Raw genomic sequence first — 12,877 nt, forward strand, 5'->3', positions numbered from 1 at the left:
ATGGTATAATTCATCTATTGTTTAAATCATTAAAAAAAGATTGAGGGATAAAAATGAAAAAAAATTATGATGTATTAGAATTTCATAAAATAATTAACGAACTTGTTGAACTAGCTCTTTTAGAGAGCACGAAAGAAAAATTTTTGGATATTGATATTATAAAAGAAAAATCTATTTTAGACAAAGAACTTGTTTTGATGACTGAAATGATAGATTTTTATAAATATGATGACGGGATGGAACTTACAGGTCTAGCTGACTTGACAAAGATGTTTAAGTCAATTGACGTCATTGGAAGTTACTTGAGCAGCGAAGATTTTTCTGTGCTTAAAAAAAATTTGGCAATTTTTAGAATTTCTAAAGGGAGAGCCAAAAATGTGAGAGATAAGTATAAGACAATTTGGAATTTGTTTTCAGATACACAGGAAGTTAAAGATATTGAAAACTTTATTTCTGAAGCAATCGATGATAATGGAGAATTAAAAGATGATGCTTCTTTTGGTCTGAGGGATGTGAGACGGCAAAAACAAAATATAAATGCGAATATAAAAGAAAAATTTGATGATTTAATGTCAAATAAAGAGACTCAAAGAGCTGTGCAAGAGAGAATTATAACCAAAAGAAACGAAAGATATGTAATCGCTGTAAAAACAGATTTTAAAGGACTTATAAAAGGTATTGAACATGATAGGTCAGCTACTGGAAGTACAGTTTACATTGAGCCAATAAATATTGTTTCACTGAATAATAAACTTAGGGAATATGAAGCAAGAGAAAGAGAAGAAATTAGAAAAATTTTGCTGCGGTTGACAGAGATTGTAAAAACTAAAAAAGAAGAAATTTTAAAAATTAAGGAAATATTGGAAAAACTTGACTTTTTAAATGCCAAGACAATTTATTCGATAAATAAAAAGTGTGTTGTGCCAAAAGTTATAAATAAAGAATATTTGAAATTGGTGGATGCAAGACACCCGTTGATTGATGAAGAAAAGGTTGTGCCAATTAATTTTTCGGTTGGAAATGGTGAAAATATTATGCTTATAACAGGGCCAAATACTGGTGGAAAAACAGTTACGCTAAAAGTGGCGGGACTTTTAACTTTGATGGCTCTGTCAGGAATTCCAATTCCAGCGGGAGAAAAAACGGAAATTGGATATTTTAACAATGTACTGGCTGATATTGGGGATGAGCAAAGTTTGGAGCAAAATTTGTCGTCATTTTCAGGGCATGTCAGTAAAATAAAAGAGATTATTGAAAATTCGAGCAGTAAATCACTCGTTTTGATGGATGAGCTTGGAAGTGGAACGGATCCTATGGAAGGTGCAGCTTTTGCAATGTCAATTATTGATTATTTAAATAAAAAAAATATAACATCAATAATTACAACACATTACAGCGAAGTGAAAGCATATGCTTTTAATTCTGAGAATATAAAAAGTGCATCTATGGAATTTGATGCAGAAAGTTTGTCGCCAACTTACAGGCTTTTGGAAGGGATTCCAGGTAAGAGTAATGCACTTATAATTGCAAAAAAATATGGAATTAGTGATGAAATAATCGAAAATGCGAAAAGATATATAAGTGAAGATAATAAAAAAGTCGAAGAGATGATTAAATCAATTAAAGAAAAAAATGACGAACTTCACTTGTTGACTCAGGAACTTGAAAATTCTAAAAGTGAACTTTTGACGCAAAAAAATCTTTATGAAGAAAAAATTATAAATTTGGAAAATGAAAAAAATGAAATTATAAAAAAAGCTTATGACAAAGCGGATGACTATTTGAAAAATATTCAGGCAAAAGCAAAAAGTCTGATTGAAAAAATTAGTCGGGAAGAAAGTAAAAAAGAGGATGCGAAAAATACACAGCGAAGTTTAAATATGCTTCGTGAATCATTTATAATTGACAAGAAAAAAAATGTTAAAGAAAAAAAAGTGACGGCTAAAAATATCGATTTTTCTGAAGGAGATGAAGTTCTGGTAAAAACGCTAAATCAAAATGGAAAAATTTTAAGAATAATGCCAAAAGAAAATAGAGTCCAAGTGCAATCAGGAATTTTAAAATTGGTTGTGTCGATGGATGACGTTGTAAAAATTCAAAAGAAAAAAAATAATAAATTTAAAAATTTTGCTTCGTTAAAAAGAAGTTCGCAAGTTCGAGGGGAACTGGATGTGCGTGGAATGAATGCAGATGAAGCAATTTCTGAAATTGAAACATATTTTGACCGTGCAATGCTCACAGGTTACAATGAAGTTTACATAATTCACGGCAAAGGAACTATGGTTCTAAGAAAAAAAATTCAAGAATATTTGAGAACTTCAAAATATGTGAGTGAATTTAAAGATGCCAATCAAAATGAAGGTGGAATCGGTTGTACGGTTGTAATTTTGAAATAATAAAAGAAATTGGGAGAAAAGAATGTCATATATAAAAGATCCAAAATCCATTGAAACAAGAAGTTTTGAGATAATAACTGAAACTTTAGGAGATAAACTTGACAAATTTAGTGAAAGTGAAAAACTAATTGTAAAAAGACTTATTCATACAACTGGGGATTTTGATTATGCAAATATTGTCGAATTTGGGAATAATCCAATAGGATCAGCAGAAGAAGTGCTAAAAGAAGGAAACTGTAAAATTTACTGTGATACGAATATGATAGTAAATGGACTTAATAAAAATGCTCTTGCAAAATTTGGTTTAGAAGCTTATTGTCTTGTTGCTGATAAAGATGTAGCAAGAGAAGCAAAGGAAAAAGGCGTAACTCGATCAATGATTGGGCTTGAAAGAGCGCTAAAAGATCCCAAAACTAAAATTTTTCTCATTGGAAATGCGCCAACTGCACTTTTTACTTTGCTTGAAAAGATGGAAAAAAGAAATCTGCCAAAATTGATTGTGGGAGTACCAGTTGGATTTGTCGGGTGTCCCGAATCAAAAGCCGAGCTTTCAAAATATGAAGTTCCATTTATACGGACAAATGGGACTAAAGGTGGAAGCACAGTTGCAGTTGGAGTTATGCACGGAATTTTATATCAGATGTACGAAAGGGACAAATACTTTAATAATTAAAAATGGAAAATTATGTTTATTTTCAAGGGAAAAAATTAAGATGTGGTTACACGACTGGAACTTGTGCGACGGCTGCTACAAAAGTTGCAATTCTAGTACTTTTAAAAAAAATAAAAAAAGATGAGAAATTTGTGAAACTTAAAGTTCCAGCTGGAGAAACTTTGACAATACCGATTGAAAAAATTGAAGTTTTTAAAAAATTTTCTAAAGTTACAATTTTAAAGGATGGAGGCGATGATCCAGACGTAACTGATGGTGCAGAAATTGTGTCGAAAGTGAGTTTTAGAAATGACAAAAAAATAAATATCTTTGGTGGAATTGGCGTTGGAAAAGTTACGAAAGAAGGTTTACCTGTAAAAATTGGAAAATCAGCAATAAATCCGACTCCGATGAAAATGCTAAAGAATGTGGCAAAAGAGCTTTTAGCTGATAAAATTGGCGTTGATATTGAAATAAGTGTCCCAAAAGGAGAAGAACTCGCTAAAAAAACTTTAAATGAAAAATTGGGAATAATTGGCGGAATTTCAATTTTGGGAACGACGGGAATTGTAAGACCGATGTCAGAAGAATCTTGGAAAAGTTCCCTTGCGCTTGAATTAAAGCAATCACTTGAAATAAATGACAAAGGAAAAGAGAGAACAGCAGTTTTTATTTTTGGCAATCGTGGAAAGCTGTATTTAGCCAAAAATTATCCCAAAAGAGAAAAGCAAGGTGTTGTGATTAGCAACTTTGTTGGATATATGTTTGACAGAGCTTGTGAATATGATGTGCAAAAAGTATATTTTGTGGGAGAACTTGGGAAATTTGTAAAAGTTGCGGGTGGAATTTTTCACACTCACAGCAGAGTCGCTGATGCCAGAATGGAAATTTTGACTGCAAACGCTTTATTAGTTGGAGAAAAAGTAGAAAATTTAAAAAAAATTATGAACTCGAATACGACTGAAGAAGCGACAAAGTATATTGAAAAATTGGAAGTTTATGATTTACTTGCACAAAAGGCAAAGGTAAAATGCGAAGAACATTGCAGAAAAAACGGGAAAGAAATTGAAGTTGAAACTTTAATTTTGTCAGCTGAAAAGAAAATTTTAGGGAAAAGCGAAAAATTTTTTAAAAATTTTTAAAAAATAATAAATTTTTCTAAAAAAATATGATATAATTAAGGAGTTAAAATATAAATTATTATTGTAGCAATATTTATTAAAATAAATTTTTATATTGCGGTAAATAAAAGTAATTTTATTAAAGAATAATTTTAGTAAGAAAATAAGTATAGGAGGAATAATGGGAGCATTTGATTTTGTAAAAATATTCAGAGTAAACAAAAGTATTTCAATAGATTTGGGTACAGCGAATATTTTAATTTACGATAAACAAAGAAAAAAAATTGTATTAAATGAACCATCGGTAGTAGCCAGAGACAGAAAGACAGGAAAACTGATTGCAGTGGGAAAAGAAGCCAGAGAAATGTTGGGGAAAACACCTGATAGTATCCAAGCCATAAAGCCGCTTCAAGACGGAGTTATTGCGGATATTGATTCCACAAAAGAGATGATAACATATTTCATTCACAAAATTTATGGAAATTCACTATTCAAACCAGAAGTTATGATTTGTGTGCCAATTGAAGTTACAAGTGTTGAAAGAAAAGCACTTTTTGATGCTGTAAGAGGAGCCAAAAAAACTTATATCATAGAAGAAGGAAGAGCAGCAATAATTGGTTCAGGAGTGGATATTTCACAACCAGAAGGAAGTATGGTAATCGATATAGGAGGAGGCTCTACTGATATTGCCATTCTATCATTAGATGAAATTATCGCAAGTAAATCAATAAGAATTGCTGGAAATAAATTTGACGACGATATAGTTAAATATGTAAAAAGAAAATATAATTTATTAATTGGAGATAGAACAGCTGAAAAAATTAAAAAAGAATTAGCTTCAGCACTTGAAGTTCAAAATCCTGAAATTTTAGAAATTAAAGGTAGAGATTTAGAAACAGGAATTCCAAATATAGTTGAAATAAATGAAAATGAAATTTATGAAGCTATAGAAGAATCATTATTTCAAATAGTGGCAGCGACAAAAGAAGTTTTGGAAAAATGTCCACCAGAATTAGCAGCTGACATTTTAGACAATGGAATTATTATGACAGGTGGAGGTTCATTAATTAAAAATTTCATTGATATGATGGAAAAAGAAGTTGGAATAAAAGTATTCTTGTCGCCTAATCCACTAGATTCAGTAGTTTTAGGTGGAGGAGCTGCATTTGATAACAAAAAATTACTACGAACACTTCAAATGAAAGAAAATTAAAATATATACAGAAATAAGTTTTTAGAAAGTCAATAAATAAAGAGTTTTATAAAAAATCTTTATTGAAATAAGTTTTTTATTGACTTATTTTTGTATTTTTTAAATATTTTTTATTAAAATTATTTTTAAGGAAAGAGAGCGTGGAAAGTTTATGGGATTTGAAAAATTGATTAGCGGGACTGATATAAGAGGAATTGTTTCTGACTTTGAAGAAAAAAAAGCTAATTTAACAGAAAAAGAAGTGAAAGAGATTGCAGAAGCATTTGGAAAATGGATTACTCAAAAATGTGAAAAATCTGCCAAAAATGAAAGTAGAAATATCAGAGTTGCAGTTGGATATGACGCAAGACACACAGGACCTCTTTTTTCAGAAATTATTCGTGATGAACTAAAGTCACAAGGAATAGATGTACTTAATTGCAAAATGTCAATAACACCTTCTCTTTTTATGACAACAATTTTTCCTAGTTATAAATCGGACGCTGCGATTATGATTACAGCAAGTCATTTGCCAAGTTATTACAACGGAATAAAATTTTTTACAAAAGATGGTGGAGTTGAAAAAGAAGACCTTTTTGAAATGGTAAAATTTTTGAAAAAGAGTAAAAAAGTTGGAAAAGGTAATGAAACTGTCAAAAATTTAGCAGACGACTATGCAAAATATTTGTGTGAATTGATAAGAAAAGAAGCCAATAATGGAGAAAAACCATTGGAAAATTTAAAAATTGTAATAGACGCTGGAAATGGTGCAGCTGGATTCTTTGCGGAAAAAGTTATAAATGAACTAGGTGGAGATTCAAAAGGAAGCCAGTTTTTAAATCCAGACGGTGATTTTCCAAATCATGTACCAAATCCAGAAGTTCCAGAAGCGATAAATTCAATAAAAGAAGCTGTTTTGAAAAGTAATGCTGATTTTGGTATAATTTTTGATGCCGACGGGGACAGAAGCGCGTTTATTGATAAAAGTGGAAGGGAAATTAACAGAAATAGACTAATAGCATTAGTAAGCGATATTTTGTTAAAGCAGAAACCAAATGGAATAATTGTAACAGATTCGATAACTTCTACAGAACTTACAAAATTTATCGAAAGTAGAAATGGAATTCATCACAGATTTAAAAGAGGTTATAAAAATGTAATTAATGAAGCGAAAAGATTAAATGCAGAAGGTAAATATTCACCACTTGCAATAGAAACTTCAGGACACGCGGCGCTTATTAATAATTATTTTTTGGATGACGGAGCTTATATGGCGGCACTTCTTTTAATTCAGCTGGTTCAGAGCAAAAAAGAAAATATTGATTTTACAGCTGTTTTAAATGAATTGGGAGAGCCAGCGGAAGAAAAGGAACTTCGAATAAAAATTGAAGACGACAACTTTCGTGAACTAGGAAATAAAATATTAAAAGATTTGGAAGAATATGTAAAAACTATAAAAAATTGGGAAAAAGTTGAGCCAAATTATGAAGGCGTGCGTGTAAATGTGGATAAAGACAATTGGTTTTTGATAAGAATGTCGCTGTATGAACCATTATTTTGTATAAATATTGAAACTAGTGAAGTTGGAAAACTTTCTAAAATTTTAAAAGAAATTTACAAATTCTTGGGAAAATACAAACAAGTGAAAATTTAAAGTTTAGTGTAATTTTTTGCTGTTAAAATGGAGAAGTATAGAATGAAAAGTGATGAAATTATAAAAAGATTTGAAAATGAGATAAAAACTGGAAAAGTGAGTGCAAGTTATCTTTTTTATGGTGATAAAAGAGTTGATTTACTAAATTATGCCTTAATTTTTTCAAAAATGGTGCTGACTCAAAATGTAGAAAACGAAGAGCAAAAACTGAAAATTGAAAGGCAAATTGATAATTTGGTCCATCCCGATGTTGAAATTATTAATAAAAATAATGGAAATATAAAAATTGATGAAGTTAGGGAAATTATTTATGAAACGATTGAATCTTCTTTTAGTTCATTGAAAAAAATATTTATCATTTGTGGCATAGAAAATATAAGAAAAGAATCAGCAAATGCTTTGTTAAAAACGATTGAAGAACCACCTAAGGATGTTTATTTTATCCTTTTATCACGAACATTAAATATAATTCCAACGATAAAATCTCGTGCAATAAAATTTCATCTGGAAAGTTCCAGTAGCTTTGAACTTAAAATTGATAAAAAAACTTATGATTTTTTTGACGGAAATGAAAATGATATAAAATTGTTTAAAAAAAATTATCTAGAAAAAAATATAACTCTTGAAAACGTTTCTTTTAAAATAAAAACAGTTGAAGATATTTTAAAAAATATTTCTGAAATGCAAAATTATTTGTTTTACAATTTAGAAAATGGAAATTATTTGGATTTAGTGATAAAGTACAACAAGAGTATTGAGTTTTTAGTAACAAAAGTAAAATTTTGGGATATGGAAAATATATATTTTATGCTAAATGAACTTGAAATTGAAGTCAAAAAAAATAAGCAGTTTTTGATAAACTTTTTGGCCAAAATAATTATTAATGCAAAAGTTATGTTAAATAGCGAAAATTTAAAAAAATTAATAGAAATAAAAAATAGTGTAAGAAACAATGTAAATGTCAGAAGTATTTTATTTAATTTTTTTAACATATTGTACGACGTTTAAAAAAGGAAAGGAAAATCCTCTCACAATCTTAACAAATTGAGAGGATTTTTTTTGAAGTTAAGAGTTAAAAAATTTATCAATTACAGTTTTTAGTGCATGTTCATTATTTGAAGTAGAAATAAATTTTGATAAATCTTTTATTTCTTTAGCTGCATTTGCCACAGCAACAGGCATTCCTACAGTTTCTAAAAGTGGTCTATCATTTCCACTATCTCCAACCGCTATCATTTCTTCAGTTTTAATTTGCAAAATTTTCCCAAGTCTGGTCAAAGTTTTCCCTTTACTCACATTTTTGTTTGCAATTTCCAAAAAAATAGGCTTTGAAGTTGCTATAAAATAGTCATTTCCATAAAGTTCTTTCATATATTTTTCGGCATTTTTTACAAGTTTGGGGTCCCCCACAATCATACATTTTGCAGTTTTTGTAATACCAAATGACTCAAGTTCTTTTAATGTGTTAAATTTTTGAAATTTCATTTTACAAAGTCTGGCTTCGACTAATGCTTCAGCTGCTTCATTTGTCGCAAAAACAGTGTCATCTCGGTATAGTAACATAGTTAAATTTAATTTTTTTGAAGCATTGTAAATAATTTCTATGTCTTTTTTTTCAAGTCCTTGTTGAAAAACTAATTCATTATTTTTAAAATTAATTAATTCGCCGCCATTAAAAGCCAAAATATATCCTCCAAATTTATCCATTTGAAGTTTTTTTGCATATTCAAACATGGCAAAGCTGGGTCTTCCACTTGCAAGTACAAATGTTACTCCTTTTTTTTGGACATCCACAATAGATTTTTCGTTTTCAATTGATATTTCTTGAGCTTCATTTAATAAAGTGTCATCCATATCAGTTGCAATTAATTTATAATTCATAACTAACTCCTTTGAAAAAAATAAATTTTGTTAAGAAAGAAAACATAACTAATAAAATTATACCAAAAAAGGTTTTGAAAAGCAATAAGGTTATTTTTTTAGATAAACTATAATAAAAAAAGTTCTTTTTAAATTTTAAATTTAAAAAGAACTTTCAAAAGACTGATTAAGAACGATTAGTTTTTCAAAGAGTAACCAACACTTAATGTTAACATTCTGTGATTTAAAGTATCTTTACTTGATGTTTCAAGTTTATTTCCTGCTGCATCGTTGTAGCTGTAGTTGTATTTAGCTCTTAATGTATTTGTGTTGTATGACAAATCAGCAACGAAGTTATTATATTCAATTCCAGCTCCTACTCCGTAATAGAATCCGTGTTTGAATTTCATTTCAGCAGTTTCATCTACACCAGGTGTATTGATTTTTTGGAATTGAACTTTTCCTGAGTTTACTGCAAATCCTAAGTTAGCTTTTACATAAGGTGTTACAGCTGAATCGTTTCTGAAGTTGTATCTTGCAGTTCCGTAAATAGGTACAGAGTGTAATCCTTTCATAGAAACGTCAGTATTATTTTTATTAACTTCAACTTTTTTATCAGTTAAGTTATTGTATTTGTAAGAAAGTCCAGCTCCTAAATCAAAATTATTTGTTAGTTCTCTTCTGTATTCGAATGAAACTTCTGGACCAGTTTTTAATACATCTTTTCTGATTTTATATTCTTTATCAGTGTCTTTTGCTCTGTTGTATAAGTCCCAACCTGCTCTAAATTCATAAACATTTCCTTGAGCCATTGCAACTGACCCAGCTAATGATAATAATACTAAGATCTTTTTCATTTTTTTCTCCTTCTAATATATTATGTTTTACAAATTTCAACGTTAGTATAGCATAATTTGGATGAAAAAGCAAGTCAAATTTTCCTAAAATTAATTTGCTTTAAATGTTTTTTTATTTATTTTATTTTAGCTGAAATTTAGACACTTTTAATCAAATGAACTTTTTTTTTTCTAATGGAAAAATATTTTTAAAAAAATTGACTTATAAGTCAATTACTGTATAATGACCTTAAGTTCAAGGGAGGAAGATTTCTTGAACGAATCTAAAAAAAGCGGAAGACTCTATGTATAGTATGATGATTTAGAGTTTATCCAAAAAGAAAGAAAAGGTGTTTACTATGAAAAGAACATTTATTGGATTATTTTTGGTTTTAGGTTTGGCTTCGTTTGCAGCAAACGCAGGAAAAGTTGAAGTAAAAGGCGCTTATGATTTAGGTGGAAAATATCATTATGATAATAGTTCAGAAAAAGCAAAAGCTACAGCTGGAGAAGTAGGTGCAGAATACAGATATGAAGTAACTCCAGGATTGGAAGTAGGAGCAGGAACTGCTTATCAATGGCACAAAAAAGTAAAGGCTAGAAACTCAAGAGATGAAAATTATGAAAATTATAATTCAGTACCAGTTTATGGAACTGCAAAATATACTTTTGCTACTCCAACAACTGTAAAACCTTATGTAAAAGGTGATTTGGGATATTCAGCAAATACTGGAAACATTGATGATTATAAAGCTAAAAATGGGCTTTACTACGGAGTTGGTGGTGGAGTAAATTACAACAACTTTAATGCGGAAGTTATGTACAAAGAAAATCAAGGTGAATACAAAAATAACAACACTGGAGATAAAACAGATGCAAACTATAAAAGAGTATCTTTAGGCGTAGGTTATAATTTTAATCTAGGATACTAATGCCAACTAAACTTTAGTAACTAAGTAAAACAGCTAATAACAAATAATTTTTTTGAAAACTCTTAAAAAAATAAAAAAACTATCACAAATTCGTGGTAGTTTTTTTTACTAAATAACTTCGTCATCAGTAATGTTGGTAATTTTATATTTGTGTTCGACAATTTGGATGGTGTGCAAAGTATTTGTCAAAATATTTCATAATTCCCTTTGTGTCATTAATGTTTGTCATTATTAACCAAAAAAAGAATTTTTTTCTTGTAGAGCTTTATGACAGTATTTTAAGCAGTTTTTTTATTTTTTGTCATAAAACAGCAATATTTATATCTTTTTAAATCATATTATTATTTTCAAAAATTTCTTCTAAATTCTTACTACTTTTTTCAAACTCAGTTCCTTCCAAATATTTTTCCAAATAATCTTTATCTTTTGCAGTTTCTAATTTTATTTTTTTTGCAATAAATGTATTTTCCATCTTTTTCAAATTTTCCTTTTTTAGAGCAGAATTTTTGATTTCTTCGTTTATCATCAAAATATTTAAAAAGAGTAAAGTTTCTTTTCGTTCATTATATTTTCTGATGGTATCAGGAACATCACTGTTTACAATGTTTTTTATATATTCCGAAACTGCTTTTTCAATTTTTCCAGTATTATAATATTTTCTTGCTTCTACAAGCGTGTAGGTTAAATTCATTGAATGAATGTCCTCATCAGCCAGTCCCAGCTCTTTTTTCACATTTTCATCTTTCAATAAATTTAACACTTTTTTTATTTGTGCTTGCCTTTGTATTTTGTCTTTTGTTGTATAAATTTTTATCATTTCCAAAATCAGAGTATTTTTATATTTTTCTTTTAACTGAGAATAATATTCGTCGTATTTTTTTTGACTTCCATAACTTCGCGCGTAAACCATTTTAGCAAAAGTTTTCTCAAAGTCGTAAGGTGTGTATTTTACAAATAAATCCAAGTAATTTTTGTAATCTTTTCCAATTTTTGACTCATAAATTGTAATAATATTCTCAGCAGCAATATAATTTCTTTCATCTTTTTTCAAAATATCTGAAAATCGTTGTAATATTTTCCCAATTACAACTTCATCAGTTTGAAAAGCCACAATGTCTCTTGCATCATAGTCAGCTTTTACTGTTTCGTTAATAATTTCTTGATTAATTCCCAGTTTTTGTAAACTATTTTGTATCTTTTCTTCTCTTGTAAAAGAAAAACTTAAAATACTTAAAATCAAAAATTTTATCAAAATTATTTTTTTCATCAAATTCTCCCTTTTTATCATTTAGATTTTTATTTATCAAATTATTTTATTTGAACTCCTTCCAATTCTAACAAAAACTGCTTTATATGAAGTCCTCCACCATAACCAACCAATTTTCCATCCGCACCAATCACACGATGACACGGAATAAAAATAGCAATTTTATTTCGATTATTTGCCATTCCAACTGCACGAACTGCTTGAGGATTGTTAATTTCAAGTGCAATATTTTTATAGGAACAAGTTTTTCCATATGGAATTTTTTCAAGAGCATTCCAGACAGAAATTTGAAACGGCGTTCCTTGTTTTAAAAGCGGTAAATCAAAGTTTTTTCTTTCTCTTTTAAAATATTCAAAAAGTTGATTTTTTGCTTGTTTAATCAATTTCGTTTCACAAATTTTAAAATCATTATGTTTTTTAAAATCTTCAAAATCTGATTCCCAAATTAAATCTGTAATGTGAGAATCATTTTGAGTTGTGGCGATTCCAATTTTTCCAATTGGGGTATTTGTTTCATAAAAGTAGATATTTTTTTTCATTGTTTTACCTCTTTATTTTTATTTATGAATGATGGTTTAAAAATTTTAGGGGCAGATTTTTTAATTTCAAATTTTTTAGGTTATTCTTGATTACAAGATGTTATTTTGTTTAATATTATTTTTTTATTTTTTACATAAGGGGAAAGGACCGCCATTTCCCCTTATAATCCCCACGCTCGTCTAAGCATTTTTTTGAAGCAAAGCCGAAACTCACTTCGTTCAGACAGTCGTCTTTACTCCAAAAAAATCACGACACTTTTGTATGGTAGTAAAATTTAAACCGTCGGAGCATTTTTATGTGCTGACAAAACTGTTTGAGCACGATTAGTGCGAGTTTTTTGGCAGTGCATAAAAATGTCGAAGACTAGCCGGGGTGCAGGGGTGCGGCGATGAGCACTTCTGCTTAAAGAATAAAAAAATATTTTAGT

Annotated in this window: 11 protein-coding genes; 7 read left to right on the top strand and 4 right to left on the bottom strand. The window is 29.1% G+C overall.

Features of this window, described 5'->3' with window-relative positions; all coding sequences use genetic code 11:
* Window positions 1–53 precede the first annotated feature (53 nt).
* From AXF11_RS06875 to AXF11_RS06900, 6 genes are all read left to right on the top strand, one after another.
* A complete protein-coding gene (locus AXF11_RS06875) occupies window positions 54–2,396 on the top strand; it encodes an endonuclease MutS2 (protein ID WP_068156295.1) in 2,343 nt (780 codons plus the stop codon).
* 22 nt (window positions 2,397–2,418) lie between these two features.
* The gene (locus AXF11_RS06880) at window positions 2,419–3,069 is read left to right on the top strand and encodes a precorrin-8X methylmutase (protein WP_068156298.1); all 651 of its coding nucleotides are present in this window, start codon (window positions 2,419–2,421) and stop codon (window positions 3,067–3,069) included.
* A 2-nt stretch (window positions 3,070–3,071) separates the two neighbouring features.
* Complete coding sequence (cbiD, locus tag AXF11_RS06885) at window positions 3,072–4,190, top strand: cobalt-precorrin-5B (C(1))-methyltransferase CbiD (RefSeq protein WP_068156302.1); 1,119 nt, start codon at window positions 3,072–3,074, stop codon at window positions 4,188–4,190.
* Between the two features lie 160 nt (window positions 4,191–4,350).
* A complete protein-coding gene (locus tag AXF11_RS06890; RefSeq protein ID WP_068156304.1) occupies window positions 4,351–5,382 on the top strand; it encodes a rod shape-determining protein in 1,032 nt (343 codons plus the stop codon).
* Between the two features lie 151 nt (window positions 5,383–5,533).
* A complete protein-coding gene (locus AXF11_RS06895) occupies window positions 5,534–7,015 on the top strand; it encodes a phosphoglucomutase (protein ID WP_068156307.1) in 1,482 nt (493 codons plus the stop codon).
* A 42-nt stretch (window positions 7,016–7,057) separates the two neighbouring features.
* Window positions 7,058–8,023 (top strand): ATPase, encoded by a 966-nt coding sequence (locus AXF11_RS06900; RefSeq protein ID WP_068156310.1) that lies wholly within the window; start codon window positions 7,058–7,060, stop codon window positions 8,021–8,023.
* Between the two features lie 57 nt (window positions 8,024–8,080).
* Here the strand turns inward: AXF11_RS06900 and AXF11_RS06905 are convergent, their stop codons facing one another.
* Together AXF11_RS06905 and AXF11_RS06910 are read right to left on the bottom strand one after the other, a co-directional pair.
* A complete protein-coding gene (locus tag AXF11_RS06905) occupies window positions 8,081–8,896 on the bottom strand; it encodes a Cof-type HAD-IIB family hydrolase (protein ID WP_068156313.1) in 816 nt (271 codons plus the stop codon).
* Between the two features lie 176 nt (window positions 8,897–9,072).
* Entirely contained in the window at window positions 9,073–9,732 is a 660-nt protein-coding gene (locus AXF11_RS06910; protein WP_068156316.1) for an outer membrane beta-barrel protein, read from the bottom strand.
* A 338-nt stretch (window positions 9,733–10,070) separates the two neighbouring features.
* Here AXF11_RS06910 and AXF11_RS06915 point away from each other — a divergent pair, with 338 nt between their 5' ends.
* Entirely contained in the window at window positions 10,071–10,643 is a 573-nt protein-coding gene (locus AXF11_RS06915) for an outer membrane beta-barrel protein (protein ID WP_068156321.1), read from the top strand.
* Between the two features lie 328 nt (window positions 10,644–10,971).
* On the opposite strand, the gene AXF11_RS06920 is transcribed toward AXF11_RS06915, so the two are convergent.
* Together AXF11_RS06920 and AXF11_RS06925 are read right to left on the bottom strand one after the other, a co-directional pair.
* A complete protein-coding gene (locus tag AXF11_RS06920; protein ID WP_156440395.1) occupies window positions 10,972–11,910 on the bottom strand; it encodes a hypothetical protein in 939 nt (312 codons plus the stop codon).
* A 41-nt stretch (window positions 11,911–11,951) separates the two neighbouring features.
* Window positions 11,952–12,449, bottom strand: coding sequence for a methylated-DNA--[protein]-cysteine S-methyltransferase (locus AXF11_RS06925; protein WP_068156323.1), 498 nt, complete (start codon window positions 12,447–12,449; stop codon window positions 11,952–11,954).
* Window positions 12,450–12,877 lie beyond the last annotated feature (428 nt).

It is taken from the genome of Leptotrichia sp. oral taxon 847, from assembly GCF_001553645.1.
Classification (GTDB): Bacteria; Fusobacteriota; Fusobacteriia; order Fusobacteriales; family Leptotrichiaceae; genus Leptotrichia.